At 36.6% G+C, this 22,741-nt stretch carries 19 protein-coding genes, 2 tRNA genes and 2 rRNA genes; 20 read left to right on the forward strand and 3 right to left on the reverse strand.

What is annotated here, in order from left to right; translation table 11 throughout:
• Positions 1 to 52 precede the first annotated feature (52 nt).
• From C794_RS00740 to C794_RS00780, 9 genes are all read left to right on the forward strand, one after another.
• Positions 53 to 2,973 (forward strand): 23S ribosomal RNA (locus C794_RS00740).
• A gap of 220 nt (positions 2,974 to 3,193) precedes the next feature.
• Positions 3,194 to 3,309: ribosomal RNA gene (gene rrf, locus C794_RS00745) — 5S ribosomal RNA — on the forward strand.
• A gap of 31 nt (positions 3,310 to 3,340) precedes the next feature.
• Positions 3,341 to 3,415, forward strand: a tRNA-Asn gene (locus C794_RS00750).
• 3 nt (positions 3,416 to 3,418) lie between these two features.
• Positions 3,419 to 3,492: transfer RNA gene (locus C794_RS00755), tRNA-Thr, on the forward strand.
• Between the two features lie 772 nt (positions 3,493 to 4,264).
• The gene (gene pgsB, locus C794_RS00760) at positions 4,265 to 5,458 is read left to right on the forward strand and encodes a poly-gamma-glutamate synthase PgsB (RefSeq protein ID WP_017795231.1); all 1,194 of its coding nucleotides are present in this window, start codon (positions 4,265 to 4,267) and stop codon (positions 5,456 to 5,458) included.
• 16 nt (positions 5,459 to 5,474) lie between these two features.
• A complete protein-coding gene (gene pgsC, locus C794_RS00765; protein WP_017795232.1) occupies positions 5,475 to 5,939 on the forward strand; it encodes a poly-gamma-glutamate biosynthesis protein PgsC in 465 nt (154 codons plus the stop codon).
• Positions 5,940 to 5,951: 12 nt separating this feature from the next.
• The gene (locus tag C794_RS20595; RefSeq protein WP_017795233.1) at positions 5,952 to 6,113 is read left to right on the forward strand and encodes a hypothetical protein; all 162 of its coding nucleotides are present in this window, start codon (positions 5,952 to 5,954) and stop codon (positions 6,111 to 6,113) included.
• A gap of 7 nt (positions 6,114 to 6,120) precedes the next feature.
• Positions 6,121 to 7,782, forward strand: a complete 1,662-nt coding sequence (gene ggt / locus C794_RS00775) for a gamma-glutamyltransferase (RefSeq protein ID WP_017795234.1) — start codon at positions 6,121 to 6,123, stop codon at positions 7,780 to 7,782.
• Between the two features lie 243 nt (positions 7,783 to 8,025).
• Positions 8,026 to 8,814 (forward strand): MBL fold metallo-hydrolase, encoded by a 789-nt coding sequence (locus tag C794_RS00780; RefSeq protein WP_017795235.1) that lies wholly within the window; start codon positions 8,026 to 8,028, stop codon positions 8,812 to 8,814.
• 43 nt (positions 8,815 to 8,857) lie between these two features.
• On the opposite strand, the gene C794_RS19500 is transcribed toward C794_RS00780, so the two are convergent.
• The 3 genes from C794_RS19500 to C794_RS00795 form a co-directional block, all read right to left on the reverse strand.
• Positions 8,858 to 10,312 (reverse strand): flotillin family protein, encoded by a 1,455-nt coding sequence (locus C794_RS19500; protein WP_230199310.1) that lies wholly within the window; start codon positions 10,310 to 10,312, stop codon positions 8,858 to 8,860.
• Positions 10,313 to 10,374: 62 nt separating this feature from the next.
• The gene (locus C794_RS00790; protein ID WP_017795237.1) at positions 10,375 to 10,836 is read right to left on the reverse strand and encodes an ImmA/IrrE family metallo-endopeptidase; all 462 of its coding nucleotides are present in this window, start codon (positions 10,834 to 10,836) and stop codon (positions 10,375 to 10,377) included.
• A gap of 134 nt (positions 10,837 to 10,970) precedes the next feature.
• Positions 10,971 to 11,342, reverse strand: coding sequence for a helix-turn-helix domain-containing protein (locus C794_RS00795; protein WP_017795238.1), 372 nt, complete (start codon positions 11,340 to 11,342; stop codon positions 10,971 to 10,973).
• A 166-nt stretch (positions 11,343 to 11,508) separates the two neighbouring features.
• On the opposite strand from C794_RS00795, the gene C794_RS00800 reads away from it, so the two are divergent.
• The 11 genes from C794_RS00800 (at position 11,509) to C794_RS00850 (ending at position 22,730) form a co-directional block, all read left to right on the forward strand.
• A complete protein-coding gene (locus tag C794_RS00800; RefSeq protein WP_017795239.1) occupies positions 11,509 to 11,706 on the forward strand; it encodes an XtrA/YqaO family protein in 198 nt (65 codons plus the stop codon).
• Positions 11,707 to 11,796: 90 nt separating this feature from the next.
• Positions 11,797 to 12,309, forward strand: a complete 513-nt coding sequence (locus C794_RS00805; protein WP_017795240.1) for a sigma factor-like helix-turn-helix DNA-binding protein — start codon at positions 11,797 to 11,799, stop codon at positions 12,307 to 12,309.
• Between the two features lie 67 nt (positions 12,310 to 12,376).
• Positions 12,377 to 12,886, forward strand: a complete 510-nt coding sequence (locus C794_RS00810) for a phage major tail protein, TP901-1 family (RefSeq protein ID WP_017795241.1) — start codon at positions 12,377 to 12,379, stop codon at positions 12,884 to 12,886.
• Between the two features lie 57 nt (positions 12,887 to 12,943).
• A complete protein-coding gene (locus C794_RS00815; protein ID WP_017795242.1) occupies positions 12,944 to 13,306 on the forward strand; it encodes a tail assembly chaperone in 363 nt (120 codons plus the stop codon).
• 68 nt (positions 13,307 to 13,374) lie between these two features.
• Complete coding sequence (locus tag C794_RS00820) at positions 13,375 to 13,683, forward strand: hypothetical protein (RefSeq protein ID WP_230199311.1); 309 nt, start codon at positions 13,375 to 13,377, stop codon at positions 13,681 to 13,683.
• A complete protein-coding gene (locus C794_RS00825) occupies positions 13,684 to 15,606 on the forward strand; it encodes a phage tail protein (RefSeq protein ID WP_017795244.1) in 1,923 nt (640 codons plus the stop codon).
• Positions 15,607 to 15,621: 15 nt separating this feature from the next.
• Positions 15,622 to 16,413, forward strand: coding sequence for a distal tail protein Dit (locus C794_RS00830; RefSeq protein ID WP_017795245.1), 792 nt, complete (start codon positions 15,622 to 15,624; stop codon positions 16,411 to 16,413).
• Between the two features lie 14 nt (positions 16,414 to 16,427).
• Entirely contained in the window at positions 16,428 to 19,808 is a 3,381-nt protein-coding gene (locus C794_RS00835) for a tail fiber domain-containing protein (protein WP_017795246.1), read from the forward strand.
• Between the two features lie 34 nt (positions 19,809 to 19,842).
• The gene (locus C794_RS00840; RefSeq protein ID WP_017795247.1) at positions 19,843 to 20,286 is read left to right on the forward strand and encodes a hypothetical protein; all 444 of its coding nucleotides are present in this window, start codon (positions 19,843 to 19,845) and stop codon (positions 20,284 to 20,286) included.
• Positions 20,279 to 21,847, forward strand: coding sequence for a right-handed parallel beta-helix repeat-containing protein (locus C794_RS00845; protein ID WP_017795248.1), 1,569 nt, complete (start codon positions 20,279 to 20,281; stop codon positions 21,845 to 21,847). The genes C794_RS00840 and C794_RS00845 overlap by 8 nt, the downstream gene beginning before the upstream one ends.
• Positions 21,848 to 22,460: 613 nt before the next feature.
• Entirely contained in the window at positions 22,461 to 22,730 is a 270-nt protein-coding gene (locus tag C794_RS00850; protein WP_017795249.1) for a hemolysin XhlA family protein, read from the forward strand.
• Positions 22,731 to 22,741 lie beyond the last annotated feature (11 nt).

Below are 22,741 nucleotides of genomic sequence, written 5' to 3' on the forward strand. Positions count from 1 at the left end.
TATTGAAACAAGGCTATTAAATTAGCACGCTTATTTACTGAAATAACAACTTAGTTAAGTGAATAAGGGCGCACGGTGGATGCCTTGGCACTAGGAGCTGAAGAAGGACGGGACTAACACCGATATGCCTCGGGGAGTTGTAAGTAAACTTTGATCCGGGGATTTCCGAATGGGGAAACCCACTGTTCGTAATGGAGCAGTACCTATACCTCAATACATAGGGTATAGGGAGCAGACCCGGGGAACTGAAACATCTCAGTACCTGGAGGAAGAGAAAGAAACCTCGATTTCCTGAGTAGCGGCGAGCGAAACGGAAAGAGCCCAAACCAGAAAGCTTGCTTTCTGGGGTTGTAGGACACTCCTTTGGAGTTACAAAGAAATTCTTTAAATGAATCGATCTGGAAAGATCAGCCGAAGAAGGTAACAGCCCTGTAATTGAAAAAGAATTTCCTCCGGAGTGTATCCTGAGTACGGCGGAACACGTGGAATTCCGTCGGAATCCGGGAGGACCATCTCCCAAGGCTAAATACTCCCTAGTGACCGATAGTGAACCAGTACCGTGAGGGAAAGGTGAAAAGCACCCCGGAAGGGGAGTGAAATAGAACCTGAAACCGTGTGCCTACAAGTAGTCGAAGCCCGTTAATGGGTGACGGCGTACCTTTTGTAGAATGGACCGGCGAGTTACGATCCCATGCAAGGTTAAGTGGAAGACACGGAGCCGCAGCGAAAGCGAGTCTGAATAGGGCGATATAGTATGTGGTCGTAGACCCGAAACCGTGTGATCTACCCATGTCCAGGGTGAAGGTCAGGTAACACTGACTGGAGGCCCGAACCCACGTATGTTGAAAAATGCGGGGATGAGGTGTGGGTAGGGGTGAAATGCCAATCGAACACGGAGATAGCTGGTTCTCTCCGAAATAGCTTTAGGGCTAGCCTCAAGATGATGAGTACTGGAGGTAGAGCACTGATTGGACTAGGGGCCCCTACCGGGTTACCGAATTCAGTCAAACTCCGAATGCCAGTTACTTAAACTTGGGAGTCAGACTATGGGTGATAAGGTTCATAGTCGAAAGGGAAACAGCCCAGACCGCCAGCTAAGGTCCCAAAGTATACGTTAAGTGGAAAAGGATGTGGAGTTGCCCAGACAACCAGGATGTTGGCTTAGAAGCAGCCACCATTTAAAGAGTGCGTAATAGCTCACTGGTCGAGTGACTCTGCGCCGAAAATGTACCGGGGCTAAACGTATCACCGAAGCTGCGGATTGTTCTTACGAACAATGGTAGGAGAGCGTTCTAAGTGCTGTGAAGTCAGACCGTGAGGACTGGTGGAGCGCTTAGAAGTGAGAATGCCGGTATGAGTAGCGAAAAAAGAGTGAGAATCTCTTTCACCGAATGCCTAAGGTTTCCTGAGGAAGGCTCGTCCTCTCAGGGTTAGTCGGGACCTAAGCCGAGGCCGACAGGCGTAGGCGATGGACAACAGGTAGATATTCCTGTACCACCTCATGATTGTTTGAGCGATGGGGGGACGCAGTAGGATAAGGAATGCGCACCGATGGATGTGTGCGCCCAAGCAGTGAGAAAGTCAGATAGGCAAATCCGTCTGGCAATTTCAAGCTGTGATGGGGAGGGAAATAAAGTACCGAAGTTCCGGATTTCACACTGCCAAGAAAAGCCTCTAGTTAGATCATAGGTGCCCGTACCGCAAACCGACACAGGTAGGCGAGGAGAGAATCCTAAGGTGAGCGGGAGAACTCTCGTTAAGGAACTCGGCAAAATGACCCCGTAACTTCGGGAGAAGGGGTGCTCCTTTTAAGGAGGAGCCGCAGTGAATAGGCCCAAGCGACTGTTTAGCAAAAACACAGGTCTCTGCGAAGCCGAAAGGCGAAGTATAGGGGCTGACACCTGCCCGGTGCTGGAAGGTTAAGGGGACGAGTTAGCTCTTCGGAGCGAAGCTTTGAACCGAAGCCCCAGTAAACGGCGGCCGTAACTATAACGGTCCTAAGGTAGCGAAATTCCTTGTCGGGTAAGTTCCGACCCGCACGAAAGGTGCAACGACTTGGGCACTGTCTCAACGAGAGACCCGGTGAAATTATACTATGCGTGAAGATGCGCATTACCCGCGACAGGACGGAAAGACCCCGTGGAGCTTTACTGTAGCCTGATATTGAATGTTTGTGCAGCTTGTACAGGATAGGTGGGAGCCTTTGAAGCGTGAGCGCTAGCTTACGTGGAGGCACCCGTGGGATACCACCCTCGCTGTATGAACATTCTAACCCAGGACCGTAATCCGGTTCGGAGACAGTGTCAGGCGGGCAGTTTGACTGGGGCGGTCGCCTCCCAAAGAGTAACGGAGGCGCCCAAAGGTTCCCTCAGAATGGTTGGAAATCATTCGTAGAGTGTAAAGGCAGAAGGGAGCTTGACTGCGAGACCTACAAGTCGAGCAGGGACGAAAGTCGGGCTTAGTGATCCGGTGGTTCCGCATGGAAGGGCCATCGCTCAACGGATAAAAGCTACCCCGGGGATAACAGGCTTATCTCCCCCAAGAGTTCACATCGACGGGGAGGTTTGGCACCTCGATGTCGGCTCATCGCATCCTGGGGCTGTAGTCGGTCCCAAGGGTTGGGCTGTTCGCCCATTAAAGCGGTACGCGAGCTGGGTTCAGAACGTCGTGAGACAGTTCGGTCCCTATCCGTCGTGGGCGTTGGAAGTTTGAGAGGAGCTGTCCTTAGTACGAGAGGACCGGGATGGACACACCGCTGGTGTACCAGTTGTTCCGCCAGGAGCATGGCTGGGTAGCTACGTGTGGAAAGGATAAGTGCTGAAAGCATCTAAGCATGAAGCCCCCCTCAAGATGAAACTTCCCATCACTTCGAGTGAGTAAGATCCCTCAGAGACGATGAGGTTGATAGGTCCGAGGTGGAAGCGTGGCGACACGTGCAGCTGACGGATACTAATTGATCGAGGACTTATCTAAGTTATATAAAGCGACAGGATCTGTACATCAACGTACAGACTGGACATTCTCTGAATAAGATAAAGGAAATACAAAGAGTCGTAGACGATTTGATATTGACTTATCGTAAAGAAGAGAAGGAAGTCTGCTAGTTGATAGAGACTGAAGCTAGAATGAATGATGTCACGTTACTCTTATTTAGTTTTTAGGGTACAATCCTAAATAACAACAGACCAATTAGTCTGGTAGCGATAGCGAAGAGGCCACACCTGTTCCCATGCCGAACACAGAAGTTAAGCTCTTCAGCGCCGATGGTAGTTGGGGCTTTGCCCCTGCAAGAGTAGGACGCCGCCAGGCTGATTTTTGCTATCCAATTATTATTACTAATTCCACAGTAGCTCAGTGGTAGAGCAATCGGCTGTTAACCGATCGGTCGTAGGTTCGAATCCTACCTGTGGAGCCATATGCTTCCATAGCTCAGTTCGGTAGAGCACTTCCATGGTAAGGAAGGGGTCAGCGGTTCAAGTCCGCTTGGAAGCTCTTTAAGTAAACGCTTGTCCTGTATAGGATAGAGCGTTTTTTTTATGCCTTGGAGATCTAGGCAACAGTGTAAAAGTTCAGTGCCCGCAGTGGTGTGTTAGCTATTTGTACTTTTGTAACAAAAATCAGAAATTAGCCTCAATGGAGAGCAATCTTTTTTAGTATATATTACAAAAAAAAATAAATTCAAGTAAACTTTAATACTACAATATCAACTATTATTGAAAAATAAACAAGTAAATTTTAAGTTAATTTTCTGTTTTAGTTTTATTAAATTCGAGGAGTTTATTCATGAGTAATTTTTTAAAGGGAGGCTTCCGTCCTATTCGTCAAAATAAAAACAAATACGCTTTATATTAACAGAATAATGCGATATTAGTATAAAAATAGTTATAATCTATTACTTTTATGGTCGAAAAGTAGCCTAAAGAAAAAATTTCCAATAAATATAAAATACTATATTTGGAAGAAAATTGGAAATTGAGTCAGAAATACTATTTCCCTGTCGTTATATGCCGGTTATAGTGTAGGTGCAAGAATCAAGTTGTCAGTTGGGTAGCATATTAGATTAATAAAAAAGGAGTGGTGGGTACCTACATTGAAACGAAAAAAGTTCCAAAAGAATTTCAATTTCAAACATGTTTAAGTATGTTACAGATCATTAGTTGTTCTGTCATTATTGGAAAATGGCGTTTTCAAAAGGTGCTTATTTGAATTTTGATTATTAAAAGAGCAAGGTAACTAATTTTAAAAATGATATAGAGGTGATAACATGCTGGAAGAACTTTTAATCATTGTGCTATTAGCTTCTTTAGCTATTTTCTTTGGAATTAAAGAAAAAATGATTAATGATAAAAATGTTGCAAGTATACCAGTACGTATTAATGTAAATGGAATTAGAGGGAAATCTACTGTTACTAGATTAATAACAGGAATTTTACAAGAAGCAGGTTATCATACCGTTGGTAAAACGACCGGAACTGATGCAAGGATGCTCTACTGGTTCGATTCTCAAGAGGCCCCTATTAAAAGAAGATTGGAAGGTCCAAACATAGGTGAACAAAGAAAAGTCATTTCAAAAGCATCCGATTTAAAAGCTGATGCTCTAGTAAGTGAATGTATGGCAGTAAAGCCTGATTATCAAATAGTATTCCAAGAAAAAATATTGCAAGCAAATATTGGGTTAATTGTTAATGTTTTAGAAGATCATATGGACGTTTTAGGGCCAACATTAAAAGAAGTTGCTGATTCGTTTTCGGAAGCAATTCCTCATAATGGGGATCTAATTATTAACAATAGCCCTTTTGTTCCTCATTTTAAGCAAATGGCGAAGCAACGGAATACGAAAGTACATGTATGTGATACATCTATTATCTCGGAAGACTTTCTAAAAAGATTTGAGTACATGGTATTCCCGGAAAATGCGGCGTTAGCTCTAGCTGTGGCAGATGTGCTTGGTATTGATCATGAAACAGCTTTTAAAGGAATGCTAAAAGCTTGGCCAGATCCTGGTGCTATGCAGATAATTCCAGTTGGAGATATGGATGATCCAAGTTTCTTAGTCAACGGATTCAGTGCGAATGATCCGATGTCAACAATCAACATTTGGGAACGTGTGAAGCAATTAAGTTATCCCACAGATGAACCAGTTGTTATTATGAATACTCGTTCGGACCGATTAAATCGAACGGAACAATTTATTAAACAAGTTTTACCGAATATACAGGCAGAAACACTAGTTGTAATGGGAGATAGTACAGGACCAATAGTAGATGAGTATAAAAAAGGAACATTTCCTGTTAAAAACCTTTTAGATTTAGAAAAAACAAGCACTGATGAAATTGTACGAGTGCTACAGCCATACTTATCTGGTAAAACCATATATGGCATTGGAAATATACATGGTGGAGCCGATGAGTTAGTAAATCGTCTTGAACAAATGAAAATAGTAAAAGAATCTGCTTAGAGAAAGGAATTAAAAAATGTTTGTATTTGATACGGGAGATGTTTATTTAGCTATAGCTGCTGGAGTAATCCTTAGCCTATTTTATACTGAACGTACAGGAATTATTCCAGCTGGACTGATCGTTCCGGGATATATTGCCATGATGGTTAACTCCCCAGTAAGTATTGTTGTTACATTTATGATTGCTTTTTTGACTTACTTAATTGTCATGAAAGTAATTGGAAAATTTACGATTATATACGGAAGAAGAAAATTTACGGCTATGATTATCATTGGAATCATAATGAAAGCCATTTTCGATTTTGGGCTACCCGGATACACAATTCCTGAAGCTGTAGGTGGATTGGTCGCTATAGGGATTATCGTTCCTGGATTAATTGCAAATACGATTGAAAAACAAGGAGTCATACCAACGGTTGGAAGTACAATAGTACTTAGTGGATTAACATTAGGAACAGTTGTATTAACAAACTTTATTTGAGGAGGAAGTTAAATGGAAGCTATTTTAAATAAACCAAAAAAGCAACAACAATCTAGACTATCTTTAAAAGAGTCTGTATTAAGAACAGTTAAAATGCATAAGAAAAGAACAAGCATGGATACTGTTATGGGGTTAATTATCACTTCTGTTGTCTTTCTATTATCTTTGGTGTGATATAAACATGTACAAAAAAGAGCGCTTCTTATATGATAAACGTTTTTACATGATTGTTATTGGCTTGGTTTTATTGGTAACTCTAATAATCTTTGGTGTTAAAAATTCGGGAAACGGCAATGAAGACAGTTCGACAGATGATTTCACTCTTAATAATTCAAATTCAGAGGATAACGGTTCCTATGGGGTATCATCTGACAGCTCAATTGCAACGGAAGTTGGGATGAAAATAATTGAACAAGGTGGTAATGCTGTTGATGCTGCTATAGCAGTTAGCTTTGTTTTAGGTGTAGCAGAACCTTATGGGTCTGGAATTGGTGGGGGTGGAACGATGTTAATTCACCCTAATAATAATCAAGACCCAGTAGTTTATGATTACCGTGAAACCGCACCAGACAATAGTTTATCCTCAAGTGGCATAGGTGTACCTGGTTTTATTAATGGAATGTACCGAGTTCATGAAGATTTTGGAACAATGGATATGGAACAGCTCATAGGCCCTTCTATAAATTTTGCTGCAAATGGTGTGACGGTTACCGAAACCTTGCATAATGCATTGAAAGACGATGAAAATCGTTTATCTGATTTAGATCATTTATTTCCAGATGGGGAGCCAATTAAAGAGGGAGAATTATTGGTACAGGAACAACTAGCAGAAACGTTAGAAGATATTCAAAGAGGTGGTCCCAGTGCTTTCTATCAAGGAGATATTGCTAATGAGATTAATGAAAAAGAAGAGGATATCCAAGAGGAAGACTTGGAGACATATAAAACAGAGGTAAAAGATCCTATACAAGGTAAATTCGGTGGTTTTGCTGTTTTAGCCCCTCCTCCACCATCAGGAGGGGTTATGTTAATTCAGGTTTTAGAAATGGCTGAGGCATTAAATATTCAAGAAACCAAAGACCAACCTTTGGCTTTCTCGTTAAAGATGGGGTTAATCAATCGGATAAGTTACGGTGATCGCTTAGAAAACGTCGGTGATCCTAACTTTACAGATATGCCAATGGAAGAATTAATTTCAGAAGATCACATTGATAATCTCTCATCTGAATTTCAAGGGCTTGAATTGTCGGAAGAGTATCTTAGAGAATTAGAGTCAGATGCTGACATAGATAATCATAAGAACACCACACATTTTGTAATAGTAGACAGAAACGGTATGATGGTTTCCGTAACGAATACACTAAGTGATTTATTTGGATCAGGGGAGTATGTGGATGGGTTTTTCTTAAATAATCAATTGAAAAATTTTAGTAATAAAGAGGATTCACCAAATCTTCCTGAGTCTGGCAAGCGTCCTTTTAGTTACACATCGCCAACAATTTTAACGAAAGACGATTCTCCAGTTATAGGCATTGGAAGTGCTGGTGGAAGAAAAATCACATCAATGATTGCTCAGCAGTTAGTGAAAACTATTAAATTTAATGAACCAATCCAAGCAGCGGTAAATAATCCTAGAACGTTTCTAGAATTTAACGAAGATGTATTGCAAGTTGAACAGGATTCAATATTTTTAAAGAATCCTGAAGATCTAGGCTTCGATGTTCAATATGTTGACGATACGTCTTATCAAGGGAGCGTTCAGGGATTGATTATTGATGAAGAGAATGAAAAAATACATGGTTTTAGTGACAATAATAGAGAAGGCACTTGGATGTCAAAATAATACATGGGATAATTATTCAATGCCTGTGAAGGATCAAATATAAATTCTTTAAGATGTAAAATGGCGTGCTCCTTAGTATTGGGCACGCCATTTTATTAATATAAACCACGTAACTTTTAATCAATATGAATTGACAGTAAACATCACAAGATAATAACTCTACCATAAAATGACTGATTATTCATTCATTTTATGGTAGAGTTATATTAACCAACTAAATATTGGATTGGAGAGTGAACCAGTGTGCTTGAAATCTATGATAAAGAAAATATAACCTGTGTTGAAATGACTGCTCCTAAAATGAGTAAAGTATTTGTATTTTTAGTTGATGGAATGTTAGTTGATACTGGGCCGCAACGATTTGAACCGGAGCTAATTGATTTTTATAAGAACATAACATTTGATTCTGTAATTCTAACGCATAACCATGAAGATCATACTGGTACAGCTCCTTGGATTCAAGAAAATTTAAATGTACCAATTTACCTGCATTCTAAAGGAATCGAGCTATGTTTTGAAGATACTCCTTATCCGAAATATCGTCAATTAACTTGGGGAGTAAGGGAGCCTTTTAAACCTGTAGCCGTTAAAGATACGGTTCAATCTCGAAAGAAAGAATGGGAAGTAATCTATACGCCGGGTCATGCGAATGATCATATTTGCTTGTTGCATAAGCAATCAGGAACACTGTTTTCTGGTGATTTATTTGTAACGCCAAAAACAAAAGTAATTATGAGGGATGAATCGATTCCTCAGATCATAAATTCAATTCGAACCATTCTAACCTACGATATTGGATCACTGTTTTGTTGTCATGCTGGATATGTACCAGATGGAAAGGAGAAGTTAAAGCAAAAACTAGACTATCTAGAGAATTTATATGGTGAAATTAAAGTTCTACATGAAAAAGGCAGTTCTATTAATGAAATTCATTCGAAATTATTTCCAAAGAGTTATTCTATTATATCTGTATCTAGTGGAGAATGGGATTCTTTGCATATTGTTACTTCGATAGTTAATGATTTAAGATAATAACAAAGCCCCGCTCTGGAGGGCTTTGTTCAACTATATCTTATTATGTTTCTTCATTATTACTTTCTTTCTTTTCTTCTGTTGTATTTCCTTCTGTATTACCGGGGTCATCTACGGCAGCAGCTTCGCTTTTTGGGTGATTAATTTTCGATGCAAGAGCTTGTATGGGTTCTTTTGTATCGGTCGTATTATTTCCCCCTGTAATGCGGTTTAACATTGCATTTAGATCCAAGCCAGTCATTTGTTTTAAGCTATCTTGCATATTGGTCATCATTGATGTAACAGAATTTGGAATGCGATCCATGCCTTTACCGTCGCCATTGTCTAATATGCGGATAGAGTCTACATTGGATATTGGTTCGGATACTGCACGAGCAAATTCTGGAAGCATTTCAATAACCATTTCAAGTAACATAACTTCTTTGTGCTCATCAATTGCTTTCGCACGCTCACGTATTGCTTGAACTTCAGCTTGGCTCTTCTTGGCAATAACTTCTGCCTCTGCTTCTCCTGCACGTTTTTTCGCTTCCGCAGCAGCTTCAGCGCGTTTTACTTCTTCATAGTAATCTGCCTCAGCAGCAGCTCTACGTACTTCTACTTCTTTTTGTTCTAAATCAACTTTGCGTTGTCTCTCTAATAATTGAATGTCTAATTCTTCTTGTTTCTTCTGACGATCAACTTTAAGTCGTTCATTTTCTACTTCTAGAGAGCGTTCTGCTTGTTCTAAGGAGTAGGCAGCTTCGGTTTTCGCTCTCTCTCTATCTGTTTCAGCCTTAATTCTCGCATCGGTAAGTTCTTTTGCTTTTCGAGATTCAGAGATACTGATTTCTTTTTCATAACGTTCAATCTCTACTTGTTCATTCATCTGTGCTTTATGAATTTCCGTTTCTCTTCTATTCGTAGCTTCCGCAATTTCAGCGTGTTTTCTAATTTGTGCAGTTTCTGGTCTACCTAAGTTGGTTAAGTAGTCACTGTTATCTACATCGCGTAAATCAGTAAGACCTAAACTAGTGATACGGAACCCCATATCATCTAATTGCTTTTGTGCGATTTCTGTAACTTGTTGGTTAAAGCTCTCCCGATCATTATTAATATCTTCAACTGTTAATTTTGCTAAAATTGCTCTCATGTTTGCAGCAAGAACTTCAGTAATTTCCTCATCGATTTCATCTTGGTCTTTACCAAGAAATTGTTCAGCATATCTAGCTATACCTTCTAAAGAATCAGCTACCTTTAACATAGCTACAGCTTCTGCTTCAATGGGTACCCCTTTTAATGTATGTACAGTTGGGCTGGTTATTTGTAATTGAAATGCTGTTAAAGGAACCGGTGTAGATGTTTGGAACATTCTTAGGCGGTGTCCACCACCACGAATGACTTTCATATATCTGCCTTCATCGTCTTGGAATATATTTCTTTCTTTTTCTGGGTCCCCGAGCTTTGGACCTGTAATAATTAAAGCAACATTTGAGGGAACAGTCTTATAGCGAAGTTTCATATAGATAAACCACACAATACCCCCAATTATTTCTATAAATTATTTAAATTTATTTAATAAGTTTATAGAATTTGATTTAAGTGGCTATTACTACCGTAAATATGATTTTGTTGATAAATTTCTAGTCGTCGTGAGGCAAATGACTCTGTAACATTAAATGTTCTTGCTATTGATAAAGTGTTAAAGTTTTTTTGTTTCAGTAACATAAATGTTGGTACGCAGAAATGATATGAAAAATTATTTGCTTGATACTCTTGGAGTTCGAAAAACAGAGGGTGCATTGATAACTGATTTCCACAATGCCTTAAGTAATGACACACCTCATGACCAAATTCTTGCCATTGTTGTTCCTTCGTACCTCTACGAAGGATGATTTCATCATTAATTCGAAAAGAAACGTTTCCATAACTTACTTGAATGCCTAAACGCTCTGCAATAGTGGTCATATTTAACTGGGAAGGAGAAGAAATTTTGATTGATTTATAAATGTGCTGGATATAATCTTCTAGGTGTGAGTAATGCATGATTACCTCCGATTTTAGAACATACGTTCTATTTTATGGTATAAAAAAAGGTGCTTTCTTCGTTGCACCTTCTAAGTATTACCTTAATTTGGTAATTATAGTATAAAGTTCTTCCGCGAAAAATGCAATATAGCTTATGCGTTATTTTCTTTCTGACTTTTTTTAAATCTGATGTAGTCATAAACATCTTGGAGATCTTTCGAGGAAAAACTTGCTAAATCATTAAACATTAAATCAGCTTCTGGAAAATCTTCTTGAATTTTTTCAATGAAGTATTGTTTTTCGTCGCTAGTGTTTTGCTTAATTTCATTTGTTCGCCCTAATAAGAAGTCAGTAGAAACTTCAAATATTGAAGCAAATCGACTTAGTTCTTCCCCACGAATTGGTCTATCTCCTGCTTCAATTCGATTCATTACACTAACATTAATTTGAGCTATTTTTGCTAATTCTTTTTGGCTCCAACGTTTTGCTTCGCGTAATTGAATGATACGATCTCCGATATCCATTATTTCATACCACCTATATTTTCTAATTTAGAAATAATTATACCATAATAATTATTAAACTGCTAATTTGTTTCTTTTTTGGAAATTTAACTGTTGACATTTTTAAAATAGAAATGTACTATAAATTTATAATTTCTAAAACAGAAATAACGAGAGGAGGATAAAGATGCGATTAAAAGATATCCTCATTCGAGAAGATCATTTGCCTTATTCCACCGAAGAGAAGGACAAGCCTTTTATTATTGTCTACTCAAAAGGAAAAACAAAGATGTCGTATTTGCCGGATCATGGAGAGACAAAAATCATTACTCATCAAGGAGAAGTAAAACGTGTTCGTTTCGATGAGGGTGAAGAGTTTAAATAGGAATTTGTGCTACCAGCTAACTGGAGGACATGAGATAACGTAACTTACGTTGCTCATGTCCTTTTTTATTTTAAAGGAGGGTTTATTCTAATGGGACGAAAACTTGAAGATAAAAATTGGGTAGATAATTTATTAGCAGAGTACGAATATGGAAAAAAAGCATTAGAGGATATGAAGAAAAGATTAGATCCAGAAGTTGAAATGGAAGAAAAAGATATCAAAGTAATTGATGAAATGATTAAAGATATGTCCTATGCCATGAATTGGATGCATACTGGACGAGAACCTGACAGCTATGGGGGAGTAGATAAACGTTCAGCATATCAGCGTAGAGTTATTTACGATATGGATTTATTACCATCGTTAGATATAGAACCGACGGAAAGAAAGCTTACGGAAAATGAAAAAATCATGATTACGGAGATATTGTTGGTGTTATCTGCTCGAGAAAGACAGTGCTACTTGCTGCATATGGCACAAGGATGGAGTATGGGGGAAATATCGGAGGAACTTAACATTGCGAAATCTTCCGTGCAACAATTTATTCAACGAGCAAAGAAGAAAGTGGCTTGTCGTACGAAAGACATACAAGCCCACCTATAGGATGAAGGGAGACAACAAAACATTAGTTTTCTCTTCAAAAATTAGATGTTTATAGGAGGAATTTTAGATGGCAGAGATGTTACAAGGAAAAAACAAGGTTTTATTATTTCGTTTATTAAATGAAAGTACAAATGAGGCTGCGAAGCTAGTGTTTCAAACGGAACATACATTTTCGTACTCCCGTGCACTTGATCGTATTATCACGAAAGATGGAACGATTGTAAAAGTTGGAGAACTAGAATCTGAAGTAAGTATTGAAGCAATCCAGTCTAAAGATGATCCAGTACGAGAAATGTTAGAAGATGCAGTGAAGAAAGGTGAAAAAATTGAGTTATGGGAAGTAACCGTAGATGAATCACTAAAAGAGGGAGATAAATATCCAGCTGTTTATGCTCAAGGATACTTAGATTCCTGGGAGAGTGCTGCGAATGCTGAAGAACAAGCAACAGTATCGAGTAACTTCATAGTAGAATTAGAACCTCAAGTTGGGATGGCAACATTAACTACTGAGCAAGAAGAAGCAGTTCAGTACGTATTTCAAGATACTGTAGTAGAAGAAGCACCAGTAAATGAATAATAAATAAATGAGAGCACAATACGTGCTCTCTAAATCTTGTAAAAGGTGGTATTTTGTATGGAATTTAAAGTTAATAACAAAGAATATGCATTGAAATTTGGTATAAAATTTATTAGACAACTAGATGAAGTATATAAAGTTGACTATCAAGGGTTAGAGTTCGGAATGGGAGTAAACTTAGCTTATATTAATTTAGTACAAAAAAATCCAACTGCTTTGGTAGAAGTTATTAAAGCTGGGATTTCACATCACACCAATACTCCTAAACAATCAAAAATTGAATCAGCTATTGAAGAATATGCAGAAATACATGATGGATTATCTACATTATTTACTGAATTATTGGATGAAATGGGGAAGTCGGTAATGGTCAAAGACACACTCAAAGACTTTCAGGAAAAAGCGGTAAAAACCAAGTAAGGGAAACATCAAGAACTACGTATGAAACAATTATTATTAATTGTTTTCGATATCTTGGTTTTACATCGTTGGAAGATATTGACTGTTTAACGATGTATGAATATACACTTAGAATGCGGTCGTATTATTTAACTAGAGTAGATAAAGAGTACGATATGCACCTTCAAGCATGGTTAAATCATCAGGTTAAAGCCAAACGAACCAAAGGATCCTCTAAAAATCCGAAACAGGAATATGTGTATAAAGCGTTTAATGATTTCTTTAATTATGAAAAACGATTAAAGAAGGTTGGTATAAATCATAAAGATGTCACCATAGAGGAAAAGAAAATGGCTATGGTAGCTGAGAGAGTTAATAAAAGGGAGGAGGTGGAATAAATGTCCAATAGTTTATCTGTAGAACATTATTTGGAAATAACCGGAGTAAAAAGTTATGTGAATCAATTCAAAAATATGTCTGACGAAGTTGGTGGGCTAGGTAATCAACTTATTGATACTGGGAATTCAGTAAAAGGACTAGTTGATCAATTAAGTACAGTGACCGGAGGAATTGGTCTGTTTAAGCAATTACAGGATTATCTACAATCTGACACAGTTCAAAGTTTCACAGGGATGTTCACAGGATTGGTTGGTGCTGTTGATAATACTACTGCCGCGATTCAGTCAATGCAAGATGTGACAAAGAGTCTTCCTACTGCATTCAATTCAATTCAATCTACTGGGAAGAAGTTGTGGGGGATATTAAAAGCAAATCCTATTCTTACGATTGTTTCTGTGATAGCTGGATTAATAGGTGTTCTTTTGCAATTATATCAAACGAATGAAACGGTTCGAGGAGCGATTGATTCTGCATGGGCGGCTATTCAGTCGGTATTTACAGGTGCGGTAGATTCCATAAGTAATATTGACATATCAGGTATTATTTCTACCATTGTTACTACTTTAACTACTATGCTCCCAGTAATGCTAGAAACAGGAATAAGTTTTTTACAAGGTTTTATAACTGGTGTAATTCAACAAGCACCTTTATTAATAGAGATGGTGACGAGCTTAATTCAGACCATTTTAGGTTCATTTACAACCATGCTTCCTTTACTAATTGAAGTATTTTCAGGGATTGTAACATCACTTATTGATTCTGTTGTGATGATGTTGCCGTTAGTAATTACGACGATAATTACGTTAATAACAACTATTACTGAAACAATTATTTTATATCTTCCTATGATTTTAGATATGGGAATACAATTAATAACTGCGATTATCAATGGTTTATTGATAGCCTTACCAATGATTGTTGAAACTATTTTAACAATTGTAACCACCTTTATAAATTTAATTGTCGAAAGTCTGCCAATGATTATCGAAGCGGGGATAAGTATATTAACCTCATTAATAAACGGGATAATTACTGTCATACCACAATTATTAAATGTTGGTATGCAACTTATAACATCACTTGTTAATACGGTAATCCAGTTATTACCTGGTTTGATTCAAACGGGTATTCAACTGTTAATGTCTTTAATACAAGGTATATTACAAGTACTGCCGTCCTTAATTAGTACGGGAATACAATTAATTATGCAATTAGCGAAAACAATTATATCGATGCTGCCACAACTGTTAAGTGCTGGTGTACAAATCGTACTATCGCTATTAAAAGGAATTGGTAGCCTACTCGTTCAACTGTTATCTATCGGTAGAGATTTAGTTGCTCGAGTGTTAAGCGGAATTGCTGAAAAGGTGTCCGGACTAGCTACAGCTGGAAAAGATATGGTATTTAAAGCAATAGAGGGTGTGAAAGAAGCAGCAGGTAGGTTTGTAACAGCGGGTAAGGATCTTATCTCTGGAATGATTACAGGTATAAAAGATAAGGCGAAAGATTTGGTTAGTTCTGCTGTTCAAGCAGCCAAGGATGCAGTAAACGGTGTACTAAGTTTCTTAGGCATAAAATCTCCATCAAGGTTATTTATGGGGATTGGTGATGACACAATGGAAGGCTTTATTGTTGGAGTGAACCAAATGTCAGGGAAGCTAAGTAAAGCAATGGTGAATGTAACAAACGGTGCAACAAAGGCATTTCATGCAGAGATGAGTCCGAATTTGGATTTAGCAGGAGAAGTAAATAGCGTACATCAATTTTCTAATCCTCAAAGCGTAGCAGTACAGTCCAATGTCGAACAATCTAATCAACCAGCCTATATCAATCTAAGAATTGGAAATAGCGATTTTCAATCTTTTGTGGAAGACATCTCACATGTACAAGAAAGAAAAGCTTTTCGTACTAGAAGAGTATAAAAAGGGGGAAAGTATATGTATTTATTTACGGATACATCTCCAAGAGAGGAGCCTATAAATGGCTCCTCTTCTCTACAAACCACCTATAATGACATGAATATAGATAATCTATTGTCAGATACACAAGGAAGGTTTATAACTACTTCTATTTCAGGAAGAAATCTGCCTTCAAAGTCTATAGTAACAAATGAGTATTTAGGAATGCATGGTTTAAGAGAAGGAGATTTTAAATATGAACCAAGAGAGATAGTAGTGAAGTTTCTATTGGAAGATAAAACAAATTCAGGATTTCGTAATAGATTCCACCGACTCTATACTCTTTTACAAGGTCAAAAAAGAAAGTTAAGGTTTACTGATGAAAATGCCTATTATCTTGCAACATTTAAAGAAGCAGATATACCAGAAGAGGACTCGAATTCAATAGAAGGAAGTTTAATCTTTTTGTGTACAGATCCTGCGAAATATTTCGAGCGTGTAGAGACAGATATTAATCGGGATAGTGAATCATATTCTATTGAGTCAATAGAGCCAACATCTTGGGAGATCAAGGTGAATTTTACTGAAAATGTAAGTTATTTTTCATTTAATGAAAGTAAGGGACTTTATATTTATTTAAATTATGAATTTATTGAAGGAGATCAATTGTTCATAGAATACGATAAAAGAAAAGTTTTACTGAATAGTCAACATGACTTAAGAAAAACTGTTAGTTTACAATCGAGCTTTCAGCAATTAATACCTGGAGATACGGAAATTATTACAAGCCACGGTTGTACTTTAATTTATAATAAAAAAGATTATTCATAGAAAGGAGGGAATCTATGAGTGAATTATTCATTTTTGATCAAGATGATCATTTAAAAACTATTATTTCAGAAGATACAGGTTTACTTCAAACCCGTTTCAGAGAGGAAGTCAATCAAATCCCGGATACACCGTTTCAATTTGAAGTTGAGGCGAACGAAGACATAACGAAACATATAAAAGAGGAAAATCAAGTCATATTTCGTGATCGGAGCGGTGACTATCGTTTATTTACGATTAAAGAGATAGATGATACTACAGATATGGGGGTCTCTATTACTACTGCGACGTGTACTTCAGCGTTAATGGAACTAAATGAACATATTATAGAAAAGTTGAATCTAAAAAATCAGCCACTTGCTGTAGCACTTGAAAAAGTATTGGAAAGAACAAGATGGCAGTTCCAAGTTGATTCTGTCGATACCAATGCTAATTTAGAGATTGAATATCAATCTTCTTTAGAAGCTATGTTGATGATTACTACTACATGGGGAATTGAATTTAAAGATACTATAAGTATTGATGACAATAATAAGATTATTAGAACCGTATCGTTTCAGCATCGCTTAGGTGAAGATAATGGGCTAAGGTTTGAAATAGATTACAATGCTACCAATGTGAAGCGGACAATTATTAGCTATCCGAAAACGGCACTCTTTGGACAAGGAGGAACCGTAGATGAAAAGATCATTGACTTTTCTACTTTAGAATGGAAAGTAGAATATGGTAATCCTGTTGATAAACCAATAGGTCAAAAGTGGATCGGTGACCCGAACGCTCTTAGTGAGTACGGTATAAATAAAGATGGTACATTGATGCATAGACAAGGCATTTTTAAAGATACTCAAATTGAGAGTCCTGAGGAATTGCTAGAAAAAACATGGGAAGCACTGATACAAGCCCAACTACCAGAAGTAAATTATCAACTTATTGTAGACACCGCGAATGAACGGTTCCAATTGGGCGATACAGCAATATGTATTGATCGTAATTTTGCAAGACCAATTGAAATACAAACAAGAATCATTGCTATGGAATACGATGTTCTCAGTCCTTCTGATACAGTTCAAGTTGAAATGGGACAATTTTTAAATTTATACGATGACAGAATTGATAAAGTTATTGAAGATATAGATAGAAATCGAGAAAAGTGGGAAAGTGTTGGTACTATCTCCAAAGATAGCTATCCAGATAAAAAACCATCACCTCCAACGAATGTGGAAGCTTATGGAGCATTTAAAACCATTCAAATATACTGGGATTATACAGATGAAATATATGTTGACGCTTATGAGGTATACGGCTCACAAGTAAAAGAATTTGAACCAGACTCTCAACATTTATTATGGAAAGGAAATGTTTCCGCTTTTTCTCATATAGTTGAGACAGATCAGAAATGGTACTATTATGTTCGAGCTATCAATCATCATGGTACTGCTAGTGAATGGTCAGAGCAAGTTGAAGCAAATACGCATCGGGTGATTAGTGAAGATATATTATTTGGTGAAGAACTAGCAGAAAGGATGCGTGAACTCCATAATATTAGCGATATTATCGGTACAGATGGGGTAAGTTTTAAACAGATATCTCAAGAAGCTAAAAATCTTATTAACCAGCAAGCAAAACAATATACGGATAGTGAAATTAGTGATACACGTGATGAGATAATGGAGGACGTAAGCAGCTTATCGAATGAACTGGAATATGTAGAAGGTCAACTAGTAGATAAAGTAAATATCAATGATGTTTATACGATATCCGACATTGACAATATGATAAGTAATAAAGTGAGCCTGACGAAATACGAAACAGATTATAATGGTGTTATACAAGATTTAGAGCAACATTCTTCACTCATTGAACAAAATGAAATAGAAATTCGAAATAGAGTAGAGCAAACAATATTTAACAATGAGGCTGGCATTCTTAGGCAGTCTATTAGTGATGTCCAACAATTGGCAGAAGGTATAGAAACGACAGTATCTAGTATTGAATTTGATGTAACTGATAATCAGAATCGAATGAATCAAGCAGAATCGACTATTAATCAATTAGCTACTGAAATAGATTTGAAAGTAGACGTAGATAATATAGTTTCACAAATTAACCTCAGTCAAGAAGGAGTAAAAATTAAAGGTAATCTTATACACCTTGACGGTACCACATTAATTAATAACGGGGTTATTCAGAATGCTCATATTGCTAATGGAGCAATTGATAAAGCAAAACTTGGTACTGCTGTGATTGGTACTGGCCAAATTGAAAATGGTGCAATTACAAATGCAAAAATAGCTAATGCAACTATAGATAGTGCCAAGATAGCTAATATATCAGCTACAAAGATTACATCAGGGGAATTGAATGCAAATAATGTGCAGATTATTGGTGGAAGTGGGGATGATTATACAAGAATTCGAGGTAGTTTATTAGAATCTAGAGGTAAGCATCGGAGAACTTGGAGAGATAGTACAGTTACACATGATATTAAATTAAGATTGGAAAATGGGTATTTTAGAGCGCGTAACGATACAGAGAATTGGTCACTGTATTTTAGTGACTGGGGAATTTCCACTTATGCTGATGCTTATGGAGACGATAAAGATGCATCTGGGTTTATAGAATTTCATAGTGCTGAATATTCTCCCACTAATTCTAAATCAGGACTTACATTATATTCCATGGCAGGAAATATAGGATTAAGAACTGATAATGGAAGTATACATTTGGACCCTAAAAATCTTGTAATAGTATCGGGGACAAGTTTGAGATCAGCAGTTATTGGTGTACCTGATAATGTTGGACAGAATTTATATCTTGGTGTAAGTGGTACTAACAATGGGGAAGTCAGGGTAACGAATAAATTATTCTACAATAATGGCAACCCAAGTTACTATCCAATACGAGCATCCTCATTTAAAGATTCAAGAGGCAGAACTGCATATATTAATGGTTCTGGAGGTGGAACTCTCAGTTCAGGAAGTTATTTAAGTGCTGGAGGGTTACGTACAAATGCGACCAATTTATATTTGGGAGTACCAAGTGGAAGTGCCAATGGGAAAGTTAGGGTTACAAATAATAATGGATACAATAGCGGCAAGGGGATTGGGTATAGGCCAATACAGGCCTCTAAGTTTGAGACGGCTTCTAGTATTGTGCATAAAACTAATATCGAGGAGTTTAAGGGCAATGCATTAAAAATAATTGAGGGTCTTAATGTAGTTAATTATGATTTCAAAGAAGATATTGAAAATAATATCCTTGATAATAGACAAATTGGACTTATTGCTGAACATAGTCCTAAGGTAGCTACAAATGATTTCTCGGCTATAGATATTTATAGCTTATTAATGTACTGTGTAAAAGCAATTCAAGAATTAAATCAAAAAATTTTAGATTAATTTATATAATAAAATATATGTGGAGTGGATTTTGATGATAAGAATACAGAATAAGTATCTAAAAGAAGCAGCGGAATTTCTTCAGAATAATTTATTATTAAAAGGTAAACAAAATATACACCGTATGCGACTAGTAAATGCTATGCTTGCATATAACGCAAAAATTGCTGAAGAAGAACTTACTCTAATTAAAGAATACGCAGAAAAAAATGACGATGGAGAAATTATCAAGAGTGAATCAGATGGTGTGTTAATTAGTGATATAAATGCATTTAATCAAGAATATAAAGATCTACTAGAAGAGTTTTATATATTGAACAATCCTAACTTAGAAGAAGCGATTCTTACAATAGCTGATTCTCTAAGTAATTATGAAGAATCATTATCGGGAAAAGAAGCCGAGATGCATTATTATTTATATAATGCTTTCAATGGAGAAATAAGTGGATTTAATGAGGAGGTTACTTCTAATGAGTGAAATATATGAAAAGATTAAAGGTGCAGCGGAAGAAATAAGCACTTATTTTATTGCTACTAGCCACCCTAGCATCATTGGTGATGGTATTAATGATGACACATTGGGAATTCAAGAACTATTAAATTTTGCTAAAACCTCTGGAATTAGAATTGTTTTTCCTCCAGGTCACTACAGACTTACTGCACCTTTGAGATTATATAGTAATACATTTATCGATGCGCAAAAGGGTGTATTTTTTAGTAAAGAACATAATGGAGCAATATTATTGAATCTGTTATCTACTGATGAAATGGAAGAATATCGAGGAAATGGTAATATCACCATTAAAGGTGGGGAGTGGAATGCTAATTACCCTAATTATACTGGTGGTACTAGTTTTGTTTTAGCTCATGCAAAAGGGATACTTGTAGAAGATGTTTCCCTTATAAACCACGGTGGAGGTCATGCAATTGAGTTTAATGCGATTTGTAATGGTGCAGTAATGAATAGTAAATTTTTGGGTTTTGATGATCTTAATGGAAGTAGAACTTATTCTGAAGCAATACAATTAGATTTGGCGAAGAACTCAAGTGTATTTCCTTGGGGGGGCTCTAGTTATGATCATACCCCGTGTAAAAATATTATTATAGAAAACAATTTTTTTGGCAGTTCTAATCAGTTAGGGGCATGGGGAAGAGCGGTAGGGTCACATTCTGCTACGTATGGTAAATGGCATGAGAATGTAATTATCAAAAATAATATTGTTAATGATTGTCTCCAGTGGGCTTTTAGAGCTTACTCTTGGAGAGATGTAATCATTGAAGGAAATATGATTTATAATTGTGGAGGTGGAATCGGGTTAGACGTAAACAATTTAGATGATGAAGATAGTTACGATGAAAAAGGTAACTATACAGGTGAAAGTAATGATTGTGAAAGAATAATAGTTAAAGGAAATTTAATTGATGGTGGTGGATCATATGCATCAGCAATTAGTGCTGATGGGAATGATACTGCTAAAATACGTACCGTAACTATATTGAATAATTCTATAAATAATTACAATAATAGAGCAGTTTATTTACGATTATTGGATGAAGTCTTAATTAATAATAATGTTTTTAATAATATCCATGGGACGGGTCTTACTTTAAGTGAAACTTGGATGGTAACGGTAAGTTCAAACTTGTTTAGGTCGATTAGAGAAAATGGCATTACTTGTTTTACAGGTAATAGGGCTATTATTATTTCTAATAATAATTTTAACTACATTAGAGAGCATGGTGTTTGGGTAAGTGGTAGTGATACTGTAAACATAAGTGGTAATAACTTTATTGGTATCGGATATCTAGAAAAAGGCTTTGTATTTCAAGGAATTCGTATAACATCGGGTGCTCAGCGTATAACTGTAACAGGAAATACCTTTAGGCAATGGAGTAATACTTATGCAATGAACTACGCAATCTATGTTACAGCTACAGTAACAGAGTCTGTTTTATGTGTTAATAACATGGCGGGAATCCCAATACAATTTCCTGCAAATATTCATGAATACGGAAATCTGAGTTTATTTGCTGATTGATAGAAATTCTAAATTGAGAAGGTTTTGTGAATCTTATTAAATAAATATAAAACATATTTCAGTATGAATGCCATGAAGAATTCACTTGAATGAAGATACTTTTCTCAATTGGAAGTAAATTTATCATTATTGAAAGACAGTGGAAATGAAATCTTGTCTGTCCTCCCCCAAATTAACTGGTAGTACAAATTAAAATTCAATTCAACATTTAGAAGATATTAAGTATAATTAAAACCTCTGATACCGAGGGAAAGTATCATTGTTTCTATGCACAGCGAAATTCTAAATAATATAAATCAAAAACGCTGAATAAGCGTTATTTTTTATGGGTAAAAACTTGTATGTTCCAGCCGATAAAGAAAAGCAGCGGTGCTAAAGGCAAATAGATTGGAGTCCACTAAGTTCGTCAATGGATGCTTTATTGGTTGGAATGTTAAAAATCTTGGGTATCCCTTTTGTTGTTTCGGTAGTTCTGGTTGTTATACTGTCTTTGTTAAAGGTCCCCAACAAAATAATCTCTATAATTTACCCAACTGTCTTCCTTATTACCTGTTACTTGTTGTTTATGAATTTATAAATTTTCAATAATAAGCAATGAGGATAGGATGTAAGAATGCTAAATAAAGAGGTGGAGCCTATGGACAAAACACAGCAGGATATTTTGGAAATTCGAAACGATATAAAAAACATAAAAGATGATGTTAATAGATTACAAATGAATGATGCTAAACAAGACGAAAAGATCGTTAATTTACAGTCAACTCTAGCATCTATACAAGATGATACGAAATGGATAAGACGTATGATTACTAAAGCAATTGTTACCGCAGTTATTACAGGAATAATAAGCGGAGCAATTGCTTTGCTTTTAGCAAAATTTTAAATGGGGTGATT

The sequence above is a fragment of the Oceanobacillus kimchii X50 genome (assembly GCF_000340475.1).
Lineage (GTDB): Bacteria > Bacillota > Bacilli > Bacillales > Amphibacillaceae > Oceanobacillus > Oceanobacillus kimchii.

Bases quoted from the DNA above. Each gene is read 5' to 3' on its own strand.
- C794_RS00790 (WP_017795237.1), bottom strand. From the start codon at position 10,836: ATGCATTACTCACACCTAGAAGATTATATCCAGCACATTTATAAATCA.
- pgsB (WP_017795231.1), top strand. From the start codon at position 4,265: ATGCTGGAAGAACTTTTAATCATTGTGCTATTAGCTTCTTTAGCTATT.
- pgsC (WP_017795232.1), top strand. From the start codon at position 5,475: ATGTTTGTATTTGATACGGGAGATGTTTATTTAGCTATAGCTGCTGGA.
- C794_RS00845 (WP_017795248.1), top strand. From the start codon at position 20,279: ATGAGTGAAATATATGAAAAGATTAAAGGTGCAGCGGAAGAAATAAGC.
- C794_RS00840 (WP_017795247.1), top strand. From the start codon at position 19,843: ATGATAAGAATACAGAATAAGTATCTAAAAGAAGCAGCGGAATTTCTT.
- C794_RS00795 (WP_017795238.1), bottom strand. From the start codon at position 11,342: ATGGATATCGGAGATCGTATCATTCAATTACGCGAAGCAAAACGTTGG.
- C794_RS00815 (WP_017795242.1), top strand. From the start codon at position 12,944: ATGGAATTTAAAGTTAATAACAAAGAATATGCATTGAAATTTGGTATA.
- C794_RS00805 (WP_017795240.1), top strand. From the start codon at position 11,797: ATGGGACGAAAACTTGAAGATAAAAATTGGGTAGATAATTTATTAGCA.
- C794_RS00835 (WP_017795246.1), top strand. From the start codon at position 16,428: ATGAGTGAATTATTCATTTTTGATCAAGATGATCATTTAAAAACTATT.
- C794_RS19500 (WP_230199310.1), bottom strand. From the start codon at position 10,312: ATGAAACTTCGCTATAAGACTGTTCCCTCAAATGTTGCTTTAATTATT.
- C794_RS00830 (WP_017795245.1), top strand. From the start codon at position 15,622: ATGTATTTATTTACGGATACATCTCCAAGAGAGGAGCCTATAAATGGC.
- C794_RS20595 (WP_017795233.1), top strand. From the start codon at position 5,952: ATGGAAGCTATTTTAAATAAACCAAAAAAGCAACAACAATCTAGACTA.
- ggt (WP_017795234.1), top strand. From the start codon at position 6,121: ATGTACAAAAAAGAGCGCTTCTTATATGATAAACGTTTTTACATGATT.
- C794_RS00825 (WP_017795244.1), top strand. From the start codon at position 13,684: ATGTCCAATAGTTTATCTGTAGAACATTATTTGGAAATAACCGGAGTA.
- C794_RS00800 (WP_017795239.1), top strand. From the start codon at position 11,509: ATGCGATTAAAAGATATCCTCATTCGAGAAGATCATTTGCCTTATTCC.
- C794_RS00850 (WP_017795249.1), top strand. From the start codon at position 22,461: ATGCTAAATAAAGAGGTGGAGCCTATGGACAAAACACAGCAGGATATT.
- C794_RS00810 (WP_017795241.1), top strand. From the start codon at position 12,377: ATGGCAGAGATGTTACAAGGAAAAAACAAGGTTTTATTATTTCGTTTA.